The sequence below is a fragment of the Pseudoalteromonas luteoviolacea CPMOR-1 genome (genome assembly GCF_001625685.1).
GTDB classification, from domain to species: domain Bacteria; phylum Pseudomonadota; class Gammaproteobacteria; order Enterobacterales; family Alteromonadaceae; genus Pseudoalteromonas; species Pseudoalteromonas luteoviolacea_K.
In genome coordinates, this window is the sequence record NZ_AUYC01000027.1 from 46847 (window position 1) to 73074 (window position 26228).

Sequence of the window (26228 nt, forward strand, 5' to 3'; positions counted from 1 at the left end):
TATCATTGCTTAAGTAGACCGCCATAGCCAAATATTAATTCACGCCAGCCCTAACTTTTTTAATGATATAGAATCACTTACTAGAATAAAGAATAAATTAACCCAATAAATAGATGGAATTTTACCAAAAAATTAATTTTCCCGCTTTCTTGTAGCAAAAACTTTAACTTCTTTCACTTCTAGTGACGACACCATACTTTTAAGTGTATTTAGCAATGATAATTACTGTTATTTACAAAACTATTCGTAGATAATAATTTACCTAATCAAAAAACTTAGGAACGTTATGTCACACGCCGATAATGCTTTGACTTTTCAATATAGGTTGAGCGTTGCGTCCCGATTTTGCGCTGCAATTTTAGGGGGATATTTTTTCACAGCCTACTGTGTTTCGCTTTTAAGTCTCTTACTGCCTACAAGTAAAGTAGATGCCGTTTTATACAGTGTATGTGCGAGCATATTAATTTATAGCTGTGTATTTATTGCCGTTTTTGCTGCCCGCTCCCTATTTAAAGTATGGGTAGCATTAATCATTAGTACTGGCGTATTTGCGCTATTCACGACCTATATTCAGGGAAGTATATGAAAGACAGTTTTTTTCGCTCAATGACTTGGCTACATACTTGGGTTGGTCTTTTAATGTGCTGGCTACTATTTTTAATTTTCTTCGCCGGTACAATTAGCTTCTTTCGTCATGAGATTAGCCTTTGGAATCAACCTGCTGTGCATAGCATTGATAACAAACCTACGGAACAAAAAGCTTTAATCAGCGCAGGGTTGGATTACCTTCATGAAAAGGCACCCGAGGCAAATAGATGGTGGATAGGCTTGCCTTCTCCCAGACAACCAGAAGTACATGTCTCTCATCGTCACAGCCAACCAGATGGGCAAAGAGATAAATGGATTGACGAGCGCCTTGACCCGAATACGTTAACCCAAGTAGAGGGCATCGTTGATACTCGGGGCGGTAACTTTTTTTATCGATTGCACTTCGACTTACACTACATGGACCGCAAATTAGCACGATGGTTAGTCTGCTTGGCGTCCTTGTTTATGTTAATCGCGCTCATCTCTGGCATTGTTATTCATAAACGTATCTTTAAAGACCTATTTCAATTTAGGCCGCAAAAGGGAGTGAGAGCTTGGCTCGATGCACACAATCTATCTTCTGTGCTGGCGCTGCCATTTCACCTTATGATCACCTATACAGGCCTAGTCACATTAATCTTTATGCTATTTCCGGATCCTGCCAATACACTCTATGAAGAGGGTGTAAAAGGCTTTAGAGCCGACTTTTATCCTGAGCGTCAGAGTATTAAAAAGTCAGATCAACCACTCAATTCACCTGCTTTCGAAAGTGCTTTTGCACACTTTCATCAAAACTGGCCAGAGCAGAAAATTAAGCGCGTGATCGTCGACTATCCAACTGACCTGAGTGCCACCATTAAAATCTATGGCGACAATGGTACGCTTATTCGTGATGAATATCCGTACTGGCAATACTCAGGTTCAACCGGAGAGCTTATAAAAACAGCTCGCCTAGATCCAAGTGGCGGGGAAGTGCTATATGGCGGTATGATAGCAGTGCATAGTGGCAGGCTCGCTCACCCTGGTCTACGTTGGCTTTACTTTATTTGCGGTATAGCCGGATGTGTGATGATTGCCACGGGCTGTATAATGTGGGCCAAACGAATTCGAGAACGTTTAAAGCCAAATCAATCACCTAGTTTTGGGCTCAAATTAGTAGAAGCATTAAACCTTGGCACAATCATGGGGTTACCACTAGCAACTGCAGGTTTCTTCTATGCTAACAGGTTATTGCCAGCAGAAGTCACCGGTCGGGCTGATAAAGAGATACTCGCTTTCTTTTTAATTTGGCTTGCTGCAACAGTGACAGCAGGACTTTGGCGATCTCGTCGTGCGTGGCAAAGATTCGCTCATCTTAATGCCGCAGTGTGGCTACTATTGCCTATCTGTAACGCGCTGACAACAGATGGAAATTTAATCACCTATATCATGGACGGAAAGTGGATCTTAGCCAGTTTTGATCTCACATTTTTAGCAACGGCTGCTGTTTTTTATATGCAAGGCAACAAATTAGGCGCTCAATCAAATACCGTCAAACAAGGCTCAGTGCAAAACCGCCGTTTAGGTCGGGAGCAAAAAGCATGATTTATAGCTTAGCGACACTGTTGTGTTTTAGTGCCTTTTACGCGTTTGCAATGGCCAAAACATCCCATTACAAAAGTGTATTTGGCTCACGTCCAGATCAAACACTTACTCAGCGTTTTAATTACTCCGCTTGGATCATTATTTTACTAAGCTTGAGCATCAACTTATCCCAAGCTATTGGCTATGGCAGTTTGATGTTTTGTGGGCAAATGGCGCTCTCTGTCATCATCATTTCACTCTGTATGACCTATAGAGCACATTGGCTGAGATCACTTTTATACGTACTTCCCGCAATAACTTGTGTACTCACCATTTTAGCGCTCCTGTACTAACCAATTTCGGCGGCTGATTAGATGAATATCAGCCGCTGAGATCAATATTTTACTATCTCAACCCCCAAATCCTGCCATTCCAAGCTCTTTGACTCGCTACTTACTTAGCTGATGTTAGTAAAATTTTGATCTCAGAGCTATTTTCATCATATTCAGCTAGTAAAAACCTGATCTATATTTTAAATACCACATGTACAGTTAGTAAAAAAATGATCTGTCTAAAGTAACTTAGTAAAAATATGATCTCTGTAACCTGAAGATAAACTCTATGTTAGTAAAAAACTGATCTCTAAAAACCCAATAAAAAATCAAAACATTGAAAAGTAATAATTTTGTTTTTAAATATGTGACTTGAACACAGAACACCTTAAAAAGTTAGTAAAATAATGATCTGCTAAATATCAATGCACATTTTTACTAAGTAAGCGGTGTTCAAGTTAGTAAAAACGTGATCTATTCGACTAGAACTTAGTAAAAATGTGATCTCAAAATAAAAAAGCACGTTTAGAGCAACAAACACTTTCAGAGCCTGCAAATATGTGCTGTCAGACATCACCTTAAAGATGGATATAGGCTGATTTCAAACGAACTAGGTAAAATCATGATCTGTAGGGACAAACAACACATACATCCGGGAAGTAAGCGCATTTACTTCCCCGGATATAGCGGTTTAAAGCAACTAATTTTTAGACCAATCTAATTGCATATCCCATTTAAATTGCTTGTCTTGCTGCAACGGCGCTTGTGAATCATCCACTCTTTCAAGTACATTTTTCGCTTTTACTAGGGTCGCATCACGGCCAAATAAATAGCTTTGCTCTCTGACAATGGTCAGATACGCCTTATTTAAAGCCAAAGCACGCTCTTTTGATGGTGTTATGAGTTCATAAAGGTTCACGGCTTTTTCAACTTTTTGCATATCAACCTTGCCCCCTGTGAACCATTTTCGAAGCATTTCTTTATTTTGACGAAATTCATCCCCACCGCCCACTCGAGACATATAAGTTAAGAATTCACCTTGTTCTTCACCCACGTTAGGCACATCCGTTTGCGCTTTTAAATTGATATAACCCCAGCCAGCTGCACCTTCAACCTTACGCGCAAATGAAAAGGTTTGATCATATGTTGCCCCCACCGTTTTATGACACCCATTACAGAATGCCAATTCCTGTGCGTGTTGCGGACGAAGTGCACCTTGACTGTCTTCAATATAGCCATTAATTGTCCAGCCAAATGTATTATTCACGCCTTTATCACCGATATAGAGTGTTACAGGCAGTTTCTCGAATTCTTTTTCTTTGGCCTCACGGTAGTATGAGCCTGCAATTTCTTGTTTTGACTTGAAGTTATGCTTCCTCATATAACGTAACTCTTTCAACCTAGGGGCGTTATAAATCTTACCTTGTTTATCCACCCCTAAATATCGTACCGTATGCAGAAACTCCGTGCCCTCAGGATATAGCATATACGCCAACTCATCATGCGCATCACCCACATAACGCGCCTGTTTCGTAATACGAGTTATCTGGCCTAGCTGACCATCACCATTTAGATCTTGACCAACTACTCGCTCAGAAATCAAAGGAACGGAGATCACTTCCAAACCTTTAACAGCCAGCTCAGTTAAACTCAAATTAGCAAGGTATACATCTTTACTATATAGGCCATTTACCGTTTGAAAAGCGCGAGGAAGCCTTATCATGACATCTCCAGTCGAGCCATTAGTTGGCCAAAATGTACTTGGGAAGGGCTTGTAGTTAAATGCAACCCAACCGCTACCATCGCGTGCAAAGCCTTGCTCATCAAAAGCTTTGTCTGGAAAAGCCAAGTTTGCAAGCGGCGTCACTTCACCGCGCCAATCCTTGCGCTTCGCCATTTTCTCGATGAAAGGGGTGTAGTTATCCTGCTCGACCCAGTTAGTAATTTCTTGATCTGAGATCCCTTTTATTAACTCAGTGCGGTCGATAAAGAGGTTTTTCCAATGATTTTTTAGACCAAGATCTGAAAATGCATAGTCGCCTTGTAAATCACCATCTTTCATCACATTTGGGCGCGCCTTTTCGTTATGATATGACTGATGGCAAGCATAACACGGGTTATTGACCCCATCCGTCTTCGTATAACACTGTGGCGGGATAACCGACTCAGGGTTGTATACCTCATCATGCGCTAAATAGGCTGTTGCAGGGATCTCATCGCCAGTACGATAAGGCGCTGTATGGTTTGGTTGATCAGCGCTAGTTGGTAAAATTTTGCTTTGCTCAAGTATATCGGAGCAACCACTCAATACCATGGTCAAAACCATGGTCGAAATAAGTAACCGGTATTGCATTTGTATGACTTCCATTTTTAGTGCCAAAAAAGCGGTGCAAAGCACCGCCTAGTCGTTAGTTTTTATTCTGATTTTGGGTCATACATCCACAAGGTATTATTGTATTTCCAATCCGCACTGTGATCTTCACCAATCAATATACGTCCATCACGCATAACGATCACATTGTCTGGCTGTGCCAATAAGCTGGCGTCACAACGCTCATTTTCATCAAGTGAAGAGCGATAAGTCGATCCCATCACCACAGGTTCAATGCGCGTTAAGCTATAATTATTGTCGATATGAGCACGATAAACACCACCACAACTCAATACACGAGACGACAATTGAATATCGCCTTTATCATCCACCATGGTTTTATTGATGTCAGCAATTCCGATATATAGGTAGGCTTTATCTACCACTTCACCTTCAATCATATCCTGTCCAGTGATCGCCTCAAGAACACGGTCATGATTAATTGCCAACCCTTCTAGCTTTCGCCACTCCGCTGTTGCACCTTTTAAGCGTGCAGCCTGACGAGACTCTAAGAATGCCACGCGATTATCCATTGGCTTGCCCGCAGTAACGGGTGAGCCACCTTCCTCAGTAGTCGGATAAGTCTGTTTACCATCCGCCCACGCTTGTACATCGGCCATGGCAATGTAATTCGTTTTGCCATCCACATATGCATCAGGCGTGATACCATCATACTCTTCAATCCACTCCAGAATAGTTGCATTCGTACCTGAGGCAATTTCCACCCACTCAATATCAAACCCAGTTACAGCAGGATCATTTAACCCTTTATCTTGAGTCAATTTTGCACCATATAAGGTACCAGCGCTTAAGTCTTCCGCCGTGTCAGCTACAAACTTGAACAGCACACCACCTGTATCATCTTGTGAAGAATACACAGTACGTCTATCAGGCATAACAACCGCGTTCTCATGTTCGTAACGACCGATGGTGTAGTGTTTTTCGACAACAGGCTTATCAGCTAATGGTGATTTAACTTCTGCGATATAGCCATAACGGTATGGATTTGGTGATTCAGGTGCTAAAAAGTCTCTAAATTGCGTTAGGCGTGAATTCACCTCAGGTGCATTCCATTCAGGGTTTGTCGTCGTATCCACTTCTGAATTTACGATCCACTCTTCTGAGGTTAAGGGCGTGCCCCAAGGAGATACCGAACCAAAGCAATTCGCTGCTGTGCCTTTGACAGCATCAAAGTCCAGCATCATGGCTTCTTCTACATTCCACTTACCACTGTCGCTTTTCGACATTTTTAAGCGGCTCATTCCACCGGGATAATCTTCCCAGTTAGTAAATAAATAGCCTGTTGATTCGGACTCAAAAATGAAACCGTTAAAATCTGGCATATCATTCTTAATGATTTCATCACCGGAAGTCATGCCGTAAATCACGCCTAAACCGCCAGCCAACCCCTTATCACCAAGGTCGGAAAACTTATCACCAGTCTGACCCAATATTTGATATTGACCAATTGCTGTTACCACGGTTTGCTTTTCATAATCAGTAGAATGAAGCGGCGCATCAACTAAATTACGCGGTAATTCATTGAAATTCACCCCTGTAAGTACACCGACAGTACCGGTGTTGAATGGGCGCTCGTTAAAGTTATCTTCAGCAGTATTGCTGTCGCTTGGATGCTGGGCATTAAAAAACAAGTCACCTTGCTCAGTTAAAAATATTCCAGTTACCTCTGAGCCAGTAGGCACTGTTGCAATACGCACCAAACCTGTCCCTGTGTTTAGGTTAGGTTGTGCATTCTCACCATCTTTACCGTCTGCACCATTGGCCCCGTTTTCACCAGCTGAACCAGACTCGCCCTGAATACCTTGCTCACCTTGAGCACCTTGCTCTCCCTGAACACCTTGTGCACCATCATCACCATCACATGCTGTTAATGCCAAAGCGACGGCAGTGGCAATTAACGAATAGGTTATGCGCTTCATTTTATTACTCCGATTAGTTTGTTGCTACATTGGGTTTTTACAAGCGCAACTAGCCTGACCGGAAGTAATGACAATTAAGTTTATGAAATATTAATCTTTTTGGTCACTAACAAGACACTATTAATGTAACTGTAAAGGGGGATTACAGTGACTCAACAGCTTGATGTTCCATATAAATCAACGCATCCACTGCATAGCCAAGTTTGTGTGCAGTCTCTTGAAAGTCTTGTAAGACCTCGGCAGGTACTTGCGGTGTTCGAGACAATAACCATAAATAATCTTTATCATAACTGGTCACATACGCGTATTGATAGTGTTTTTGGTCTAATTTAAAAATCACATAACTGCCGTAAAAAGGTCCGAAAAAAGAGACTTTTAAATGGCCGGTACTTTCGTCAGACACAAATTTAGCCACGCCTTCGGCCTGCTTCCAACTTTTTTCATCCGTCACATACCCACGGTTAACCACCGCAACACTGCCATCTTGATTCAAAGAGTACGTTGCTGTCACATTTTGCATACCCCGCTCAAAACGATGATCGAGTCTCGCTATTTCGTACCACATGCCTTGATAACGCTGAAGTTCAAAGTTTTTTACTGGCGCAACTCCCTCAGGTACTCCGGTACATGCGGACAAAATAACGAAGGAACTCAATACACACACTTTTAAAAAATAATTCATTTTCAACACTCTGCTCCTATATCGTTAATTAGGCTGATACAATTAATATTGTGGTCTATACGACCTGTTCGCGCCACGCGATCTATTTGCTGGCATAATATTAAGTCATTGAAATTACTTTGCAGTTCATGAAAATACTAACTCACGGATTTGGCGCCTCAAATGGCATTTTGGCTGTGTATGTCGAAAATAGACCGAACCTTGTCAAATACAAAAATATCAATTATGTCATGCCATTACAGCCAGGAGAGATAGAGTATATCAACCAAGAATGTGGTAATGGGTGGCGAAAATTATTTAACGTGTATAGCAAATTTATTGCTGAGCTGCGGCATCCAGATCATCATTTTACTAACGATGAAGGTGCTGCTCAAACATGGCAACAATATCGAGACTCCACATTGCTCCAAGCAGGGTCGCAGGAGGCTTTGCTGTTTTCTCCACCGGATTTGGCTCAAAAAAACTATCAATGGCATATTATTGCTGGACGCACTTATGCCAAGCAACTCTTAAAAGATCACGATTTAACCCAGTCAATGGTGTGGTTAGATGAGGAGTTTGCCATAGATAGTATCAATAAAATCATCGTATGCCCTTACTTTGACTATCGCCAGCTCAGCAATATTAAAATCACTAAGCTGGTTACACTTATCAGGACCTATTTGAACTGATCAGGCATGTTTTGTCATGGTATAGGCGCTAAATCCTAGTGCCTTGAAATAGAGAGTAGGGGAGCCAAACCCAGTGCGGTGAGTCAATTCATGCAATCGAATGTCTCCCACAGGATAGAATGCTTCCTGAAAATTACGACGCATGGTCTCCGCGCCCGCTTTTGATAGCCCAAGTTCAGTTTGGCAATACCGCAATTGGGCCGCGCGCTCAAAGGCTGTATCGGGGAGCATAAGGTCGGCTAAAAACAGGGACCCATTAGCACGTAAGTTCGTACTAATTTGCTCCAATAGCACAACCTTACCACCATCGTCTTTCACAAAATGCATAACCAAAATACATAAAGCGGCATCTGCTTGATAGGTATTTTCTTCAATTGGACCATGATGAATGGTCACTCTGTCATTCAACCCCGAGTTAGTAAAATTGTGATCTGCAACGTCAAGCATATCAGCTGACACATCTTGCGCGATGAAACGCCAATGAGCATTGAGCTTAGCAAGTTCAATGACTTCTTTGCCTGTACCGGCACCTACCACAAGTATCGTCGCTTCCTCTTCAAGTATGACGCTTAGCTGTGCCGCAGTCGTATGATGCAGCAGCTCATAGCCTGGCACAAGTTTGCCTATTCGTTTATCGTAGCTCAGGGCTTCGTCACCGGTGAATGTTGGCATAAATTTCCTCGTTAACTTTCCTTTGTTGTCACGGTAGAGTAACCGCCAGACTGTTTTTTAATCCTAATTTGTGTTGCAACCCGCTCGGTCATTTGCGCCACATGAGAGATCACCCCCACTTTTCTGCCTTGTGACTGCAATGCATCCAGCGCGTCCAGCGCAACACTCAATGTTTCTGGGTCGAGTGTGCCAAACCCTTCATCTATAAACAGAGAATTGATTTGCACTTGGTTAGAAGATAGCGATGCAAGCCCTAATGCCAACGCAAGTGACACCAAAAACGATTCACCTCCGGACAAGGTGTTCACACTTCGCTGTTCATCAGCCATATCACGGTCAATAATCGCAATCTCCAGAGACTGACCAATGACAGTCAGGCGATAACGGCGCGACAAACAAGACAGATGGTGGTTGGCATAGTGTAATAAAATCTTCAATGTTTGCGTTTGAGCCAAATTACGCATTGTTTTCCCTGTCGCATCACCCAACAAGCGATTCAATAAATGCCAGTGCTCATAGTCAGCTTGCATTTGCTGCAATACACCTTGTTGCGATTGAAGCTTTTCAGCGTTATCTCGATGAGTTTGCAGTGTCACAGACACCGTAACGATATGTGTTTGCAGATCGGCCTGCTGTGCATTGACATCCTTCAACGCGGTCGTAATTTCTGAAAGCAAGTGCTCGGGTTTAGCGTGCTCTAGATGCTCAGCGAGGTTGCCTTTTACATGCGCTAACTGTGACTTGGTCGTATCACGCTGCTGCTCTAGCTGCTTGGCTTGCTCCATCAAAGGCTGCCATATCGCAGGCTGCCAATCCAGCAGTTCTTCAACTAAAACTTCTGTCAGTACTGGATGTTGCTGTTGTACATGCGCAAACCAATCTAAAAATCGCAGTTGGTTTTCTTCTAGGGTGCTCTGGTATTCGTCTATCTGTTGGTTCAAATGAGCCTGGCGCAGTACTTTCTCGTCATGCTGCTTATGTAACTGCGCAAGTGTATCTTTGTGAGATTGGATTTGTTGCCTTATAACAGAGACCCCATCTTGCAGCTGCTGGTGCCACTGATCTGCCGTCATATCCAATGCCAATAATGCACTACGCTGCACCTTTGCATGTTCAGAAAGCTGTTGATGCTCACTCAACTGTACATTTAAGCTGTCTAATTGTTGCCTTACTTTATCGAGTAAGGTTTGCGTAGTCTGTTGCTGTGGAATACACTGCTCAATGTTTTTAACGACTTGCGCATAGTGTTCTTGTTGGGTATTGAGCACATTCACTTGCTCAGACAGTATATTGACGGCAGGTTCGGGCGCATTCGTAAACTGTGTAAGCCACTGTTCATCATTGTAAACTTCGGCAACTCTTTTGCTCAATTGCTCACAAGATTGAATGAGCTCATTATCCCTCTGATTTAACGTGGTTTGTGACTGCTCAATAACCTGAAGCTGCTGCTGATGATGTGTCAAACTACTCTGTAAAGTTTGAAGCTGTTGCTGACTTTGTTGTAGTGTTTGAAATTTCTGCTGCTGAGTTTTGCTCAGCTCACTGTACAAAGCTAAATGCTCATCAATTAGACGCAGCTGCTCTGCGTGTTGATCCACATGTCGAAGTGATTCAGGCAATTCATCCAGTACTGCTTGATTAACTTGCTGTTTATTCATCAGCTGTGCTTTTTGTTGCAATGCAGCTTGTAACTGGCCGTTAATTTGCTCAAGGTGAGACACGACTTCATGATAGCGATCTTGTGTTTGCTGGCGTGCTTTTTCTGCGGCCTGATATTGACTCGTAAAGTCTCGGATCAATTGCTGCCAGTGGCTGTCGATGTGATCTACCCGGTAAGGATGCTCCGTAGCACCACACACCATACACTCTTTACCATGCTCTAATTGTCCACGTAAAGCACTAATATTATCACTGGCACGTAACTTTACTTGATGCAGGTTTTCCTGCGTTAAGTTCAATTGCTGACGAGTTAGCTCATCCTGATGTTCAGCATCTTTTCGCTGCGATTCTGCACTATGCTGTTGATGTCGAAGACCATCAATTTGCGCTTGTAACTGTACTAATTCATCATTTAACAGATGTTGCTGGTCGAGCGCTTGTTGCGCTTTATTTAGCTGTGAGCGCTGAAACTGCAATTTTTCATAATCTAATTCGCCCAAGCTATGATGTAGTTGATTCACCTCCGCCTGAACCGCATTCACCTTCTGCTCAATATTTGCACACTGCGGCTGAACTTGCATAACAGCTTGAAGTGCCGTTTGATGCTGCGCCTGAAGCGCTGATTGCTCGGTCAATAGCGCTTGCCTGTCACTGTACTCGCGTAAATACTGTTGAAGCACTTCAAAAGTTTGCGGCCACGACGCACACAAAGATATCAGTTGGGGTGATTGTCTTAGCTGCGCATCAAGTTGATTTTTTTCAGTTTCAAGTGCTGCCAGTTGCGTTTGCAGGGTCTGTTGGCTTTGCACATATTGCTTTTCTAATGCCTGTTGCTGTGCAACTTGCTCTTTGAATTGAGCTGCAAGTTTAGCATGTTCATTACGTACTTGATCGAGCTCTCTGACCTTTGCAATATCTGGCTGGTGCTTTTCTAACAAGGCTTCTGCACTCGATAGCTGTGCAATATTGGCCTGAACAACCTGTTCTTGTGCTGCAATATCACTTTGCAAATCTTGGGCTGCCAGTGCTTTTAAATCTTCATGTGCACGCGCGATATTCGTCTTTAATTGCTTCGCTTGAATACGATTATCGGCTATCTGCTGAGTTAGCTGCGCTAAATACGCACGCTTAAATTCATCACTGCGGTTGATGAGTAGTGCTTCTTGATCTGAGAGATTACTCGTCAAAGCCATGATTTGTTGTTCTAATTTCGATTTAGCCGTGTACCACCCTAGATGCAGCTCCAGTTCTTTTGCTTTTACCTGTAACTGATTTTGTTGCTGCTGTAACTCAGCCAATTGGCCTTGCTTTAAAGCCAAATCATCGTCACTGAGCAGCTCAATGTCACCGAGTTTTTGTTTAAATAACGTCAGTGCTTCAGACTTTTGTTTATGAAACTCAAAAATCATTTTACCGACTCGGCTAAACTGTTCAGTCGCAGTCAAACATTCCAGTAATTGTGCTCGCTCGTCAGCGTTGGCTTTTAAAAATGCAGCAAAATCGTGTTGAGCCAACAATACTGCGCGGGTAAACTGTTCAAAATTCAAGCCAATTAACTGTAATAGCTTTTGCTTTGCATTAGACTTTTGCGCCAACACCTGTTCACCAGAAGCATCTAATAAAACAAGTTCCGCTTCTTTAATTCGGCCATCGATTTTATTGCGGGCGCGGGCTACTTGCCAACGCGCAGTGTATTGCTCACCATCTTGGGCGACAAACCCAACTTGGGCGTAACCTGAAACAGTTCCTCTTCGCAATAGGTGTCTTGGATCGCTCAGCTTGATTTCATCGCCATTAAAAGCGACTTTGTTTTTTGAGTCTGATTTTAATCTCGCAGTTTTACCGTAAAACGCCAGGCAGATAGCATCTAGCAGGGTACTTTTACCAGCCCCAGTTTCACCTGTGATGGCAAATAAACCAGTATTTTTTAAAGGAGGGGCGTTAAAGTCGATACGCGCTTCTGGCAAAGAGGCTAAATTTTTAACCGCAATAGTAAGGATCCTCATAGTTCTCCTTGCTCATTTAATGCGACTAACACCATCTCTAGACATGCTTGTAATTCTTGTGGCAAGGCTGATTCCTTATCTATTTGTTCTTTATATGCCAACTCTAATAAAGTAAGCGGTGCGAGGTCATTTACTTTACTTAAGTCCTCAAACAGTGGCTTATTCTCATTATCTGTCGCCTGTGAGACACGCTCTATGCCGCAAAAATGGACGCGTTTATCTGCTAATGCCAGCTCAATTTTATGACGAAATTGACTATCGGTTTCATTGGCGTTCAAACGCAGCCTTAGGTAAGGCTTAGGTGCGACTCCCTCAGCTGGTAACTCCAAGTTTTCTATAGCTTGACATAGTGCTTCTAAAGTCGCGCCGCCTTTTTCTGGTAATAAAATGACTTCTTTGTGCCTTGGCACATATCTTGGTGTTATCTCAGTAATTTGCTTACCAGAAAATTCAACCAGCAATATCTGATGCTTATAATTACGCTCAGAGAACGACATCGGGAAAGGTGTACCGCTGTAGCGTATCGCCTCGTTGTTTGCGACTTTTTGTGCTTTATGCAAGTGACCAAGTGCCACATAGTCAGGCGTCCCTCCAAAAACATCAACGGGAATAGAGTCAAACCCACCAATGGTTATATTACGTTCAGAGTCTGAAGAAATGTCCCCGCCTTTGGCATGTAGATGACCCATAGTGACCACTGGAAGTGACGTGTCGCTTATCTGCTCATACGCAGACTGATAAGCCTGCTGCACTGCTTGTGCGTAACCAGAATCGTCGCCGTCAACTTGAGTCATATCAGCACTGCGTAAAAAAGGCATCGCCACCACATACACAGCACCAGCACGCGTTTCAATTAACTTTACAACATCTTCAGGTGCATATTTGTCATACCTGCCAACAACATGTGTATCAAATTGCTGTAACAATGGCTTTGCGGTTTCAATACGATTAGCGGAGTCATGATTGCCTGCAATAATCACAATATGTATATGCGGTGACACAGACTTCACATGCTTAATAAATGTATATAATTGTTGCTCAGCGGCCGCTGGCGGGGTAGCTGTATGGTAAACATCACCGCTGACGACAAGCAAGTCAGCATCGACTTCTACCAGTTCTTGAGTGAGCCAGTTTAAAAAAGCCTGATGTTCTTCAAATCGATTATGTTCGTAAAATTGTTGACCGAGGTGCCAGTCCGACGTGTGTACAACCTTCATACAGCGTTCCTTTCCTAATTAGGAACGCTAATATAACATTGCTTAGGCCTATTTATTAATAGCTCAATCGCCACCAGGCGAAAATTAATAGCGGTAACACCAAAAGAAGTAGCATTGGTGCTCTATACAACTTATTTTGCTTTGCTTCTAAGCGTTTAATTGCAGCACGCTCATTGCATGCGGCTACTTTATCAACGTAACAATAGCCATCTTCTATGTACGCTTTACAATTTTGTTCGTCAGCAGGTATCGCTACAAGCTTCTCTTGTTTTTTTAGTATGTAAAAGTCCATACTGCTCACCACATTTTTTTCTATAAACGGGTATTAATCAATGAGCAAAACTAACGCCAGTTTTACCCAAAATAAGGAAGAGCGCGATTTTAATGATAAATAATGCCAAATATCAACAGTAAACTTGGGGTTTTTAAATTTTTTTTCAAAATAGAGACAATAAATACGAAAAATGCACACTTGGCATGCAATTAAAATTGTCATTTTTTCATCACTTTCGGCCCTCGTTATAGCCTAACGGATTGAACTGAACAATTTCTGAACCAAGCATTCATTAATACAATTTATTACAAATAGGGTTAGCTTATTGATATATATAAATTTATATAGATAAAGCCAATGAAATTATGATATAACAACACAATAAAGAGGTCAAAAAAACATCATTCCACTTGAAACATATTGGAAAAAAACACAATAATCCTCTCATAAATACAAAAAATACAGTACACTATACGTAAGTGAGTATACACTATCACTTTCCATTTAAGGAGTTGGATTTATGAGAACTTGGCTTTTTGCCGGGCTCAGCTTAGTTTGGATAACACCAGCGCAAGCACACAAGTTAAAAGTGTCTTTAGCAACAGCAAAAATATTGCCCGAGAGCGGCCACATCCAAATAGAGTATCGTTTTCATATGCATGACCTAGAACATGCAGTGGTACATCTATTTAGTGATAAAAAAAATATTTATCAAGACAAAAAAGTACAGCAGCAATTTTCTGAGTACGTATACACTCACACCTCATTGAGACATTTAAACGGCCAGGCGTTGGCTTTATCAGAGCCCACCTTTGAAGTTGATCGCAAATATTTTAGAGTGTATCAAAATGCAAAGTATGAAAAAGGTGTGCCACTGCAGGGTTTGCAAATGCGACATGGAACTTTAAGGGATGTTTGGCCTGAGCAAATTAATTTGGTCAACTTTAGAGGCATGGGACCCGTCAAAACACTGTATTTTGATCAAGATGACAACTGGCTAAAAGTTCAGTTTGATGAACAAAAACCCCATACTCAATAACCTTAGTTGTTGTCCTAGTCTATCGTTCGATCGCCTTTGCAAGATGCAACGTTAAGTTAACTCAAACAGCAACGCTACATGTCGAGGGTTTTGAAAAAGTCACCCGTGTTTATACCTTGTTCGAGCTCAGTGATTAATGACCCTAACTATCAGATACGCTCAAGCAATGACGCCTAAACACCCTAATCCGTAATTAAGTCGGCGCGACGTTAACTCCATCCATCACGCCACACTTAATTATACGCACATATTCGCCTCTCATTCACTGACAAACTTGTTCATTTCGAGCCGAAAACTGCGAATCACAGCGTAAAAACGCTTTTCCTTGCTCATCAAAAAAGCGTCCATACCATCCAGAATATCGATCTAATTCCAGTTCCAAAAAGCCAAACTTTGCTTGCTCATTACCATTAGCTTCTAACCCATCGACAACAGCCTCAAAGCTCGTATATGGTAACTCTTCACTTAAGCTCACGCCGCTATTGCCAACCACTATTTGAGGTGGACGTTTGTATTGCTTATCAAAGCTCAATGACTGATAGATATGCATATGGCCCGATAATGCCAAAGCCACTTGTTCAGGTAAGTGTCCAAGCGGTGTGTCTGCTAATGCCCGCTGTAACATGATATTTAGAGTATTGTCAGTTGCTACATTATTGACGCCCCACAGTGGCCTATGTGTCACCGTCCAAATTGGCTTGTCGGGATATTTACTCGCAAACTTCTGTAAAGATTCATACTGGCTCTGAAATTGTGCAGTAAGTGCATTAGAAAACCGATCATCACATGCATTGGCCGAATCCTGTACCCAAATATTCATTTTTTCAAGCTTCAGCATGTATGGATCTATCATCGCAATGGCAGAAGCTGCTGAATTAAGAGGCTGAGAAAAGTTGCCTTGTGCTGGGCACGCACGTTGGGCTATGCCTTGCTCCAAACCTGACCCTGGACCAAAAAAGTAAAACCAACCAAGCCCTGCACGGCTACATAACTCATGATTTCCCCTTGCAAAAACCCAAGGTGCCTTAGTCAAAATAGCGTCCGCAGCGCTGAAAAAATCAGCTCGCCAAGCGCGCCATGTGTCTGGTTTTGGGCTACCTTGTGCGTTTTGGCTATAGTAGGTTTCCTCTAACCCACAGGTTTTTCCACCATAGCCTCCATCTCCTGCATCGTAAGCATAAACACCTTTACTGATACTGCCGCTGGTACCTCTATAATTGTAATCCCCCATATGTAGGAGCAGGTCAACATCGCGCTTAGACCCTTGAGAGATCAACGTTTTGAACGGCTCCGCAGGCCCATTGCCATCACATACATGTGATTTACAGCCAGAGTCACCATAGACTTGAATACGCTTAGGGTTGAGTGTTATTGCATCAAACTGCAGTTCGGTGCCACCCACCTGATATGCAATACCGGCCTGCACGGCAGATTCACACACTGTAATTGGAAAATTTTTACCAGGATGGAAAGCACGGATTTTCATCTGACTGCGCTCTCCACTTTCGCTTTCAAGTAAAGGGCACACTTGATCTTTACTATGAACACCCGGAATGATGGCACGCACATAAATCAGTGTTTCACCTGATTTACTGGGGGCCAGCATTGAATAAGCCGTGATCACTTCGGCTTTTTTTATTGGCTTTGGACTACTGCAACTGGCCAATACCAACAGCCCACACAATATACTCACAACTCGCATTGTCGTTTTCCTTCTAGTTTGCGTCACTAATTCCTTGTTTAGTGTAGTAAAAACTCTGTAAAGGGCTATTACAGACAATTACCAACACGGACAACGCATTATTTGCTGGCTGCAATATCTCGCCACTTAATACCAAACTTTGCTAGGTACTTTTGCAATCGACTGGAATCGTTAATGGTGGCTTTTTGCGTTCTACTGACATCAAATAACACGCGCCCCGCAGCTGCCATACTAGGGCTTTGCAAACAAACGGTGACGACATACTCTAATTGTTGGCGATCAAATGCATCTAAATGTGCGATTTGCTCGTCGCTCAGAATAGAAATTAAGCAAGAATTGTGCTTGTTAGGTTGATGTACTTGCCAATCACTTTTTAATCTTGCGATTTCTTCAGTCACATCAGTTGTGCTGATCCTTGACGTATCTGCAAGTGTCGCAAGGCGGATCATTGACGATCCCAAATCTCTAAAGTTACCCTGCCATGTTGCCTGCTCACTATGGGCAAATTTTAAATATGCTACACGCGCTTCTTTATTGAAGCGAACGCGGCGGCCATGTTCTTGGCTGTATTTATCCAACTCAAAGTCTATATTTGCATCGATATCTTCCCGCCGCTCCCTCAGAGCAGGCAGGTGATAAGTCCATAAGTTGATACGGGCCAATAAATCCTCTCTAAAAGCACCATCAGCAACACATGCATTCAAATCACGATTAGTACCAGCAATTAATTGAAAATGACTGTGGCTCTCTTGATCGCTACCAACGGGATAGAACTTTTTATTTTCAATTGCATGCAGCAACATTGCTTGCTCCTCTAACCCCAGCTCGCCAATCTCATCAAGAAACAACAACCCTTTATTGGCCGCTTTTAAAAACCCTTCACGTGCTTGCAGCGCGCCCGTAAACGCCCCCTTTGTATGACCGAATAACGCCGCCATGGCATTTTCACCCTTTAAAGTCGCACAATTCACCACAACGAGGTCGCCTTGAAGGGTATTACGCTGCTTCTTCAATTGATAGATCCGGTCTGCCAATTGGCTTTTTCCAGCACCAGTTGGACCCATCAGTAAAATTGGCGCACTTGAGCGTATCGCTACTTTTTCTACTTGAGAAATTAAACGGTTAAACGCTAAATTTTTTGTTTCAATGCCGCCTTTAAGAAAACTCTCTCCCTGTTGGCGCGCAATATCAAACCGCTGTGCTAACTGATCATACTTAGACAGATCCAAGTCTATAGTATGCAATTGACCCACAGATTTATTGTCATTGCTTGGATCAGGAGATGTTTGTACTAGTCTACCTGGAAATTGGCGACTCTCAGTGAGCAGATAGCTACAGATCTGCGCCACATGCGTCCCAGTTGTAATATGAAACAAGTACTCTTGATTGTCTAAATCAAACTCAATCGTTTGGCAAAAGTCATACAATTTGGCATAGACCTCACCAAAATCCCATGGATCATCAAAGTTAACCTCAACCAAATGTACCGATGTTTCAGGCGATACTGTCTCAATATCCACCGCGACATTATGAGCAAGCCGCAAACTGCGCGCACCATGTAACAAATACAGCTTATTAATAATCAAGTTTTCTTGACTTACCAAGGATACATTTGGCCTCCAACGCTGCCAACGATCAACCCGCTTACCGACAAAGTCTAACTGAGTGCCTAATAAACTTACCGCTACCACTTCCTTCAAAATAAATATCCAACTAGATACACCAATATACCAATGGAAACATTTTGGATAAAAAAGGACAAGTAAAAATTAAAGTTAAAACAATCAAAATTAAATTTTAATTATTAAAAAACATAAACTTATAAAATAAATCTGACAATTACTCTCAGCTTGGCACATACCTTGGAATAGTAACCTCGTAGCATGATGTCGTGTTTCGAGATAACACAGCGGTGCGACTTACTCTGTAAGCACGTATTCCGATATTAGCTACCTCAGTGGATAGCACGCAAGTGCGGGGTTCAACTCCCCTTATTTGATAGATAGCTCAACGGTAGAGCAGCGACTTAGGTTCGTGGGTTGCGGGTTCAAATCCCGCTCTAATCACCAAAAATTAAATTCATCTCATGATGATGAAAAAATATTTGAGCTAAATAGCTCATCACTTTGCAAGTAACCGCCGCTAACACTAAGGCAGTTTTTGCTAAGTAAACCCCGAGGTTGGCAAGCCGGATGCTCCCCAGCCACGCACTTACTTAGCCAAATTGTAGATAGCTAGTTGGCCGTTACGATGCTGTATAAGGAAAAAAATGAAATTTAGAAAACAACATATCGTGTCACCTACACAGCGCGTATTCGTATATAAAAATAAGCAATTCGATCGAGTACTCGGCCCTGGCAAGCACCGCTTTTGGGACTTTAATAATCAACTTGAGTTTGTCACTTACAGCATAGACTCATTATATTTTGCTGCGCCTGATGCGGTTCGCATGTACCACACGCACCCAGATCTTCATGCACATATCAGTCATTTTAAACTGACCGAGCAAGAAGTCGGATTGTTGTATTTTAATGACACCTTAAAAGGGGTTGTTGCGCCGGGTGAGAGCTTATACCTTTGGAAAGATGCAGGTGAGATCCGCTTAGAGCGAATAGACATCAGTGAGCAGTTTTACGTGGAAGAAAGCACTCTAAAGCTCATCGAAAAAGCGGGGCTTAATCTCGCCTCAAAACTGATCAAAAGCGCGAAAACCTCGGCATGTAAGCCGATTTATGAAATCACCATCGAACGTGAACACATTGGCTTTTTATTTGCCGATAACGAACTTGTTCGTGAGCTACCAGCAGGTCGCTATGGTCTTTGGCAATTCAATCGTGACTTTGAATTACAAACCTTTGACTGTCGCACAATTTCAGCACAAGCTGGCGCACATATCTATGATAAACATAAAGAAGTCACAAGTATTTCTCATCAAGTACTGGGGCCTGAAGAAGTGGGACTATTGTATGTCAATCAAGTCTTAAAAGGCATTGTGCCACCAGGAGAGCACCTATACCTTTGGAAAGAGGCTGGTGATATCCATATGGAAAGGCTCGATATCAGTAACAACCTATATGTAGACGACAGCCTTTTGACAAGTATTAATCAATCTGGCCTCAATAGCGCCAGCAAACTGTTTAAAGCACCAACAACACAAGCGAGTGCGCCAATTATTGATGTGTCGGTTGAAAGTGACCATATCGGACTTTTATATGTCAATAACACGCTGGTACGTGAGTTACCACCGGGACAGTATGGATTATGGCAATTTAACCACAATATTGAATTGAAAATATTTGATTGTAGAACACAGATGCTAGAGGTATCTGGTCAAGAGATCTTAAGTAAAGACAGAGTGAGTCTGCGTATTAATTTAAGTGCGAGTATCAAAGTTATCGACACCAAACTCGCCGCGCAAAGCGTTGAAGACATCGAATCATTTGCTTATAACGCTTTACAATTAGCACTCAGAGAGGCTGTAGGCACTCAAGATTTAGATGACTTACTGCTTGATAAACTCTATATCAACGAAACCGTTAAAGAACTCGTTGATGAGCGATTAAATGCAGTGGGAATTGAGCTAAATCACGTGGGAATGAAAGACATTATCTTACCGGGAGAGATGAAAACGATTTTAAATCAGGTTGTTGAAGCACAAAAAGCGGCAGAAGCAAACGTGATAAAACGCAGAGAAGAAACAGCAGCCACACGTAGCTTGCACAACACCGCAAAAGTGATGGAAAACAACCCCACTTTAATGCGACTAAAAGAGCTAGAGGCACTAGAAAAGATTGCTGACAAAATAGAGAGCTTGACCGTCTACGGCGGGTTAGATGGGTTAATGAATAACGTGGTAAACCTTGGGAGGAGAGAAGCGCATGTGTAAGTCTCACTACGAAGTATTACAAACAGGCAATAAACATCCCATTAAGGCTTGGACAAAAGGGGTGCCATTTGAAAATGCGGCAAAGCAACAACTAGAAAATATTGCGGCGATGGACATCGTGCATAGCCATATTGCTGTGATGCCAGATGTCCACCTAGGCAAGGGCGCAACCATAGGGAGTGTTATCCCCTCAGTTGACGCTGTTATTCCTGCTGCTGTGGGCGTCGATATTGGCTGTGGCATGGTGGCAACCCGCACCACGCTAAAAGCAGCCGATTTACCCGACAACCTAAAATCGATCCGCAGTGCTTTTGAAGCAGCGGTGCCGCATGGACGCACTGCTAATCGCAGGAAACGCGACGTAGGTGCTTGGGGTAATATCCCCAGATTAGTCGAGCAGCAATGGCTAAAATTAGAAGCACGGTTTACTAAAATCTGTGCCAAACATCCAGCGATTGCAAAAAGCAATCACGTAAACCACCTAGGTACCATGGGCACAGGTAATCACTTTTTGGAGCTATGTATTGATGAAACTGAGCACGTTTGGATAATGCTGCACTCAGGCAGTAGAGGGGTCGGTAATCGTATCGGTACTTATTTTATAGAACTCGCAAAAAAAGAAATGCAACGCCACCAACAGCACTTACCAGATATGGATCTCGCTTATTTAAAAGAGGGAAGTACTTATTTTGATGACTACGTTGAGGCGGTAGAATGGGCGCAAGATTTCGCTGCAAAAAATCGTGAAATTATGATGTTTAATGCATTGAAAGCACTGCGCTCTGAGATCCCTATTCAATTTGATACCATGGATGTTGCGGTTAATTGCCACCATAACTATATCTCTCGAGAAGAACACTTTGGCAAGCAATGTTATGTCACTCGTAAAGGGGCTTTACGTGCAGAGCGAGGAGAAATGGGGATTATTCCGGGTAACATGGGCGCACGTTCTTATATTGTCCGCGGTTTAGGAAACCCAGATAGCTTCAATAGCTGTAGCCATGGTGCAGGACGTGTTATGTCTCGTACCAAAGCAAAAAAAGTGTTTAACATTGCAGATCAAGTGGCAGCGACCAAAGGCGTTGAGTGCCGTAAAGATGAAGCCGTGATTGATGAGATCCCACATGCTTATAAAGACATAGATAAGGTGATGGCGGCGCAACAAGACTTAGTCGAAGTTGTTCACACATTAAAACAAGTAGTTTGTGTAAAAGGTTAAGAATGAACAAAAAAACAATAATAATTGATGGCTCTAAAGGCGAGGGCGGCGGGCAAATTTTAAGAACTGCATTAAGCTTATCTATGCTGTTAAATCAGCCCATAGAAATTCAAAATATTCGCGCAGGTAGGAAAAAACCGGGACTGATGCGACAGCACTTAACGTGTGTGCTCGCGGCACAGCAAATCTGTGATGCGATTGTTGAAGGCGCAGAGTTAGGCTCACAGTACATTAAATTTACACCTGCTATTACCAGGCCCGGGGAATATGAATTTAAAATAGGCACTGCCGGTAGCACAGTACTGGTTTGCCAAACTGTTTTATTGCCTCTTGCGCTCGCAGGGGAAGCATCTACAGTCATCCTGCACGGTGGAACACACAACGGTATGTCGCCATCATTAACCTTTTTTGAGCAGTCATTTTTACCTGCGCTCAAATCTATGGGGCTAGACTGCAAAATTAGCACTCACAAGTTAGGCTTTTTCCCTGCAGGAGGAGGGAGCTGGCAAATTGACATCACTCCAATCGAAGGCTTATCTGCGTGTATGTTCGAAAAGCCGGGCGCAGAACTTGAACAGCAACAAAGTCACTGCGGCGCTTTATCCATCGTTGCTGGGGTTAAGCATTCGGTGGCGAAACGAGAGATAGAAGAAGCAAAACAACTATTAGGGTGGCATGCGCCAAAAACAGAGGTACTCGAGGCAAAAGCATATGGGCAAGGCAATAGCTTTCATCTGAGTGTCGGAAATAAACACCAAATAGCCATGTTCGAGCAAATGGGTGAGCTTGGCCTGCGCGCAGAGCAAGTCGCTAGACGAACAGTCAAGTCACTCAAACACTACCTAAAGTCGGGGGCTGCGGTAGAAGAACATTTGGCTGATCAGCTTTTGTTACCCATGGCATTGGCAGGCAGAGGCAGTTTTACCACCAATGAGCTCAGTAGCCATACTGCCACCAACATTGATGTAATAGAACAACTCAGCGGAGTTTGTATCAAGACGCAACAGCTCAGCGACACGCTTTGGAAAGTGTATTTGGATTAGTTATGACTGAAAAAATAAATAAAATAGCACCAGAAATCCACGATGAAATCATGGAGCGCATCAAAAACGCAGAGCGAGAGTACAATGTCAAGGTCCTTTACGCCATTGAATCGGGCAGTCGTGCATGGGGGTTTGAGTCCCCAAATAGCGACTTTGATGTACGCTTTATCTATGTTCACAAGCAAGACTGGTACTTGTCGGTGATGCTAGAAGATAAAAGAGATGTTATTGAATACCCCATAGTTGATGACATCGACATCAATGGCTGGGATGTGCGAAAAGCACTTAAACTGTTGCACGCATCAAACCCAGCTATCGGAGAGTGGCTGCAGTCCTCTATTGTATATGTCAATTGCGATAATTTTAAGCATCAAGCCATGTCTCTATTTAAAGCGCACTATAGAGTTGACCGTGGTATTTACCACTATTTTAATATGGCAAAAAACAACTATCGTGAACATTTAAGGGCTGACTTAGTATCGCATAAAAAATACCTCTACGTGTTGCGTGCACTATGCGCGGTAAAATGGATAGAACGCTTTAATTGTCCTCCACCCATCGAGTTTGAAACCTTGGCAAGTGCAGTGATTGAAGACACTAAATTACTCGATAAGATTTGCTCGCTCGTCGCTGAGAAAAAGCGCGCAACAGAAAAAACATTGGGCCCAAAAATCCCCGAACTGAACGCATTTATTGAAGCGCAACTGAGTCAATTTAAAGGCAGTAAAAAAGCGCCGCCGTTAGAACAAAATAGAGTCGTTGAGCTCGACAGCTTCTTCCAAAAAATGCTGCGCAGTGCTAATTAAACGCAAGGTAAGTGGTGGCGCTTTTATGCATCACCCATTTGCGCTGCTCCCCAAACATCCTTTAATCTCATTAATCAGAACACTGACACGTTGTGGCTGGGCTGTATTTCGATGTGTACCTAGATAGACAGTCTCATAAACAGGATGTGTTAAAGGGTGAGCTGTAATAAGCTCTCGCTGTGCAAAGGCAGCGACAGCATGGGCAGGCAATACCGTAAACCCAAAACCTCGTGCGACAGGCTCTAAAATTAACCCAATTTGATTTGAAAACCCTTGATTTTTTAGTAAGTCACTATGTTGGAACTCAGGAAAATTAGCGCCAAGTAATAACTCTGCATGATGACTGCCATCGGGGTGATTGATATAGCCCAAAGCACTGAGCGACCGCCAATCAAGTGAGTCCAAGTTTTTTGGCGTCACGAGTAATAATTGCTCCTGAGCAATGGCCTCACATTGCACGTTGGCATCACTGGACTTTTTACTCATCAAGCCAATATCGACATGTTTACTAGCAATGGCCTGTTCGATTTCACGATTGGGTGCAAACCGGTAATCAATAGTGAGGTCGCGATAGCGCTGCTGTAAATTAAGTAAACTCGGATACAACTTTAATCCCACACTACCAGGTGACATCACTTGCACGTGGCCTTTGTAAGCAGGATCCTCCCCGATGAGCTTTTCCAACGAAGATACCCCGTGAAGAATATCTTGCCCATGCACATATAACTTTTCACCTGCCTCAGAGAGTGAAAATTGCTTTCCTTCGCGCAACAACAATATTTTGCCAAGCTGTTGCTCTAGCTTGTTAATATGTTGGCTCACACCTGATTGTGTCATATGAAGTTGCTGTGCGGTGCGCGTGAAGTGACCAACTTCAACCAAGGTGCAAAAAGTACGTAGCCAGATTAGATTAATCATTACATTTTGTACTCAAATCAATAATTACTGATAATTTTACTTAATGAACTTTGATTTGTAACCTGCTCATATCACAGTGAGGAGCATATTTTATGAACAAGGTTTATCCCAGAAATTTTTCCCATATTGGTATTTCAGTACCAGATCTTGAAAAAGCAGTTGAGTTTTATACCCAAGTATTGGGTTGGTATTTAATCATGAAACCCACAGAAATCTCTGAAGACAACAGTGCCATTGGCCAAATGTGCACCGATGTATTTGGTGCAAATTGGGACAGCTTTAAAATTGCGCACTTATCAACGGGCGACAGAATTGGCGTAGAGTTATTTCAATTCAAAAACCAAACTAACCCAGATGACAACTTTGAGTATTGGAAAACCGGTATCTTTCATTTTTGTGTACAAGACCCGAACGTAGAAGAGCTCGCGGAGCGCATTGTTGCAGCGGGTGGCAAAAAGCGCATGGCAGCACCTAGACACTACTATCCCGGTGAAAAGCCATATCGCATGATTTATATGGAAGACCCATTTGGCAATATCCTAGAAATTTATAGCCACAGTTATGAGTTGATATACAGTGAAGGCGCCTATTAATCTCATGTTTCAAATCACTCATCAAATTGCATGACTTGAGTATAATAGTGGTGTAAAGCCCCTTTACTTTTCGCTCCCAGTAAAAAATAGATCTTTTCAGAAGTATGTAACACTAAACTCAACGTCAAGCACCTATGATTGATATAAACAGAATTAGCTTAACAGCTTCGATATTATTTAGTATTTAGTGGCAAATTTAGGTAATGTGGTTTGAACAAAACACGTGCAGCTATTTATTGTAGCCTTGTCGTTATTATTGACTGCCAAGATAACAAGATAAAAAATGGAACTTCTTACACTACTCATCATCACTGTGACGTTTATAGGAATTTTTACCCTAGAAGTTATTGCACCCGCATCTAAAAATAACTGCGATCGCCGCTGGCTGATCCTTGCATCTGGTATTAGCTTCTTTCAATCCATGTGTGCAATCGGCGCAGGGCAGATATTCACCGACCTCTTTAATCACATATCGTTATTGAACTTAGGGTCAAAGAGTATACTCACCCAAGGTGTGATCGGGTTTATATTAACCAGCTTCGTTGCGTATTGGTGGCATAGAGCGATGCATAAATTCGATTTCTTATGGCGTACTTTTCATCAGCTGCATCATAGTCCCCGTCGTATAGAATCACTCTCTGCTTTTTATTTACATCCTTTTGATAGTGTTGCCGCGACCTTACTCAACGCCATGTGTTGTTACCTTATTTTAGGATTAAATGCATACGGCACTGGCGTCAGCTTAATTATCGCCGCCATCTATAATATTTATATCCATGCTGATCTCAAGACGCCTTACTGGGTGGGCTTTATTATTCAACGACCCGAAATGCACAGAGTCCATCACAAACACATGCATCACAAAAAAAATTATGGACTCGCCCTGTGGGATTTGTTGTTTGGCACATTTTCAAACCCTAAAGATTACGTGCGTGAGGTCGGCTTTGATGAAGTCAGAGAGAAACGCGTATATGACATGCTGAAAACCAAGGATGTATATAAATCTTAATAGTTTTAGAGCCTTACTCATTATTTCGGTCTTGCTAG

The 26228-nt window shown here is 42.6% G+C and carries 20 protein-coding genes and 1 tRNA gene; 11 read left to right on the forward strand and 10 right to left on the reverse strand.

Going from position 1 to position 26228, the window contains the following annotated elements:
• The first annotated feature begins 582 nt into the window (after positions 1–582).
• Both N473_RS10885 and N473_RS10890 read left to right on the forward strand, forming a co-directional pair.
• Entirely contained in the window at positions 583–2172 is a 1590-nt protein-coding gene (locus tag N473_RS10885; protein WP_063367928.1) for a PepSY-associated TM helix domain-containing protein, read from the forward strand.
• On the forward strand, positions 2169–2504 hold the full coding sequence (locus tag N473_RS10890) for a DUF3325 domain-containing protein (protein ID WP_063367929.1): 336 nt from the start codon (positions 2169–2171) through the stop codon (positions 2502–2504). The genes N473_RS10885 and N473_RS10890 overlap by 4 nt, the downstream gene beginning before the upstream one ends.
• Before the next feature lie 679 nt (positions 2505–3183).
• On the opposite strand, the gene N473_RS10895 is transcribed toward N473_RS10890, so the two are convergent.
• The 3 genes from N473_RS10895 to N473_RS10905 form a co-directional block, all read right to left on the reverse strand.
• Positions 3184–4836 (reverse strand): hypothetical protein, encoded by a 1653-nt coding sequence (locus N473_RS10895; RefSeq protein ID WP_063367975.1) that lies wholly within the window; start codon positions 4834–4836, stop codon positions 3184–3186.
• A 62-nt stretch (positions 4837–4898) separates the two neighbouring features.
• Positions 4899–6794 (reverse strand): alkaline phosphatase PhoX, encoded by a 1896-nt coding sequence (locus N473_RS10900; RefSeq protein ID WP_063367930.1) that lies wholly within the window; start codon positions 6792–6794, stop codon positions 4899–4901.
• A gap of 142 nt (positions 6795–6936) precedes the next feature.
• The gene (locus N473_RS10905) at positions 6937–7476 is read right to left on the reverse strand and encodes a lipocalin family protein (RefSeq protein WP_063367931.1); all 540 of its coding nucleotides are present in this window, start codon (positions 7474–7476) and stop codon (positions 6937–6939) included.
• A gap of 128 nt (positions 7477–7604) precedes the next feature.
• Here N473_RS10905 and N473_RS10910 point away from each other — a divergent pair, with 128 nt between their 5' ends.
• Positions 7605–8147: a DUF6942 family protein gene (locus tag N473_RS10910; protein WP_063367932.1), complete on the forward strand. Its 543-nt coding sequence runs from the start codon at positions 7605–7607 to the stop codon at positions 8145–8147.
• Here the strand turns inward: N473_RS10910 and N473_RS10915 are convergent, their stop codons facing one another.
• From N473_RS10915 to N473_RS10930, 4 genes are read right to left on the reverse strand one after another with little or no spacing between them, the layout of a single operon-like run.
• Positions 8148–8819: a class I SAM-dependent methyltransferase gene (locus N473_RS10915; protein ID WP_063367933.1), complete on the reverse strand. Its 672-nt coding sequence runs from the start codon at positions 8817–8819 to the stop codon at positions 8148–8150. It abuts the gene before it with no gap.
• Positions 8820–8830: 11 nt separating this feature from the next.
• Positions 8831–12484 (reverse strand): AAA family ATPase, encoded by a 3654-nt coding sequence (locus tag N473_RS10920; protein ID WP_063367934.1) that lies wholly within the window; start codon positions 12482–12484, stop codon positions 8831–8833.
• Positions 12481–13701, reverse strand: a complete 1221-nt coding sequence (locus tag N473_RS10925; RefSeq protein WP_063367935.1) for an exonuclease SbcCD subunit D — start codon at positions 13699–13701, stop codon at positions 12481–12483. The genes N473_RS10920 and N473_RS10925 overlap by 4 nt, the downstream gene beginning before the upstream one ends.
• Before the next feature lie 55 nt (positions 13702–13756).
• Positions 13757–13993 (reverse strand): hypothetical protein, encoded by a 237-nt coding sequence (locus tag N473_RS10930; protein ID WP_039610526.1) that lies wholly within the window; start codon positions 13991–13993, stop codon positions 13757–13759.
• Between the two features lie 502 nt (positions 13994–14495).
• Between N473_RS10930 and N473_RS10935 the strand changes: the two genes are divergently transcribed.
• Positions 14496–15014 (forward strand): DUF6702 family protein, encoded by a 519-nt coding sequence (locus tag N473_RS10935; RefSeq protein ID WP_063367936.1) that lies wholly within the window; start codon positions 14496–14498, stop codon positions 15012–15014.
• A 262-nt stretch (positions 15015–15276) separates the two neighbouring features.
• On the opposite strand, the gene N473_RS10940 is transcribed toward N473_RS10935, so the two are convergent.
• Together N473_RS10940 and rtcR are read right to left on the reverse strand one after the other, a co-directional pair.
• Entirely contained in the window at positions 15277–16716 is a 1440-nt protein-coding gene (locus N473_RS10940) for a metallophosphoesterase (protein WP_063367937.1), read from the reverse strand.
• Positions 16717–16814: 98 nt separating this feature from the next.
• On the reverse strand, positions 16815–18407 hold the full coding sequence (gene rtcR, locus N473_RS10945) for an RNA repair transcriptional activator RtcR (protein WP_231099557.1): 1593 nt from the start codon (positions 18405–18407) through the stop codon (positions 16815–16817).
• 306 nt (positions 18408–18713) lie between these two features.
• Here rtcR and N473_RS10950 point away from each other — a divergent pair.
• The 5 genes from N473_RS10950 to N473_RS10970 all read left to right on the forward strand — a co-directional run bounded on the left by N473_RS10950 (position 18714) and on the right by N473_RS10970 (position 23670).
• Positions 18714–18785 (forward strand) — tRNA-Leu (locus N473_RS10950).
• Positions 18786–18985: 200 nt separating this feature from the next.
• Positions 18986–20602 carry a slipin family protein gene (locus N473_RS10955; protein ID WP_196766397.1) on the forward strand — a complete coding sequence of 539 codons (1617 nt, stop codon included), beginning with the start codon at positions 18986–18988 and terminating at the stop codon, positions 20600–20602.
• Positions 20595–21821, forward strand: a complete 1227-nt coding sequence (locus tag N473_RS10960) for an RtcB family protein (RefSeq protein ID WP_063367939.1) — start codon at positions 20595–20597, stop codon at positions 21819–21821. Before N473_RS10955 ends, N473_RS10960 begins: the two co-directional genes overlap by 8 nt.
• Positions 21822–21823: 2 nt before the next feature.
• Entirely contained in the window at positions 21824–22864 is a 1041-nt protein-coding gene (rtcA, locus tag N473_RS10965) for an RNA 3'-terminal phosphate cyclase (RefSeq protein WP_063367940.1), read from the forward strand.
• Between the two features lie 2 nt (positions 22865–22866).
• Complete coding sequence (locus N473_RS10970) at positions 22867–23670, forward strand: nucleotidyltransferase domain-containing protein (protein WP_063367941.1); 804 nt, start codon at positions 22867–22869, stop codon at positions 23668–23670.
• Between the two features lie 30 nt (positions 23671–23700).
• Here N473_RS10970 and N473_RS10975 read toward each other — a convergent pair whose 3' ends face one another.
• Positions 23701–24588, reverse strand: coding sequence for a LysR family transcriptional regulator (locus N473_RS10975; RefSeq protein ID WP_063367942.1), 888 nt, complete (start codon positions 24586–24588; stop codon positions 23701–23703).
• 92 nt (positions 24589–24680) lie between these two features.
• Between N473_RS10975 and N473_RS10980 the strand changes: the two genes are divergently transcribed.
• Both N473_RS10980 and N473_RS10985 read left to right on the forward strand, forming a co-directional pair.
• Entirely contained in the window at positions 24681–25181 is a 501-nt protein-coding gene (locus N473_RS10980; RefSeq protein ID WP_063367943.1) for a lactoylglutathione lyase family protein, read from the forward strand.
• Between the two features lie 283 nt (positions 25182–25464).
• Entirely contained in the window at positions 25465–26190 is a 726-nt protein-coding gene (locus N473_RS10985) for a sterol desaturase family protein (protein WP_063367944.1), read from the forward strand.
• Positions 26191–26228: the final 38 nt, after the last annotated feature.

What these genes read in the sequence shown, in the direction of transcription:
- N473_RS10885 (WP_063367928.1), top strand. Translation starts at nt 583, where the DNA reads ATGAAAGACAGTTTTTTTCGCTCAATGACTTGGCTACATACTTGGGTT.
- N473_RS10890 (WP_063367929.1), top strand. Translation starts at nt 2,169, where the DNA reads ATGATTTATAGCTTAGCGACACTGTTGTGTTTTAGTGCCTTTTACGCG.
- N473_RS10895 (WP_063367975.1), bottom strand. Translation starts at nt 4,836, where the DNA reads ATGCAATACCGGTTACTTATTTCGACCATGGTTTTGACCATGGTATTG.
- N473_RS10900 (WP_063367930.1), bottom strand. Translation starts at nt 6,794, where the DNA reads ATGAAGCGCATAACCTATTCGTTAATTGCCACTGCCGTCGCTTTGGCA.
- N473_RS10905 (WP_063367931.1), bottom strand. Translation starts at nt 7,476, where the DNA reads ATGAATTATTTTTTAAAAGTGTGTGTATTGAGTTCCTTCGTTATTTTG.
- N473_RS10910 (WP_063367932.1), top strand. Translation starts at nt 7,605, where the DNA reads ATGAAAATACTAACTCACGGATTTGGCGCCTCAAATGGCATTTTGGCT.
- N473_RS10915 (WP_063367933.1), bottom strand. Translation starts at nt 8,819, where the DNA reads ATGCCAACATTCACCGGTGACGAAGCCCTGAGCTACGATAAACGAATA.
- N473_RS10920 (WP_063367934.1), bottom strand. Translation starts at nt 12,484, where the DNA reads ATGAGGATCCTTACTATTGCGGTTAAAAATTTAGCCTCTTTGCCAGAA.
- N473_RS10925 (WP_063367935.1), bottom strand. Translation starts at nt 13,701, where the DNA reads ATGAAGGTTGTACACACGTCGGACTGGCACCTCGGTCAACAATTTTAC.
- N473_RS10930 (WP_039610526.1), bottom strand. Translation starts at nt 13,993, where the DNA reads ATGGACTTTTACATACTAAAAAAACAAGAGAAGCTTGTAGCGATACCT.
- N473_RS10935 (WP_063367936.1), top strand. Translation starts at nt 14,496, where the DNA reads ATGAGAACTTGGCTTTTTGCCGGGCTCAGCTTAGTTTGGATAACACCA.
- N473_RS10940 (WP_063367937.1), bottom strand. Translation starts at nt 16,716, where the DNA reads ATGCGAGTTGTGAGTATATTGTGTGGGCTGTTGGTATTGGCCAGTTGC.
- N473_RS10955 (WP_196766397.1), top strand. Translation starts at nt 18,986, where the DNA reads ATGAAATTTAGAAAACAACATATCGTGTCACCTACACAGCGCGTATTC.
- N473_RS10960 (WP_063367939.1), top strand. Translation starts at nt 20,595, where the DNA reads ATGTGTAAGTCTCACTACGAAGTATTACAAACAGGCAATAAACATCCC.
- rtcA (WP_063367940.1), top strand. Translation starts at nt 21,824, where the DNA reads ATGAACAAAAAAACAATAATAATTGATGGCTCTAAAGGCGAGGGCGGC.
- N473_RS10970 (WP_063367941.1), top strand. Translation starts at nt 22,867, where the DNA reads ATGACTGAAAAAATAAATAAAATAGCACCAGAAATCCACGATGAAATC.
- N473_RS10975 (WP_063367942.1), bottom strand. Translation starts at nt 24,588, where the DNA reads ATGATTAATCTAATCTGGCTACGTACTTTTTGCACCTTGGTTGAAGTT.
- N473_RS10980 (WP_063367943.1), top strand. Translation starts at nt 24,681, where the DNA reads ATGAACAAGGTTTATCCCAGAAATTTTTCCCATATTGGTATTTCAGTA.
- N473_RS10985 (WP_063367944.1), top strand. Translation starts at nt 25,465, where the DNA reads ATGGAACTTCTTACACTACTCATCATCACTGTGACGTTTATAGGAATT.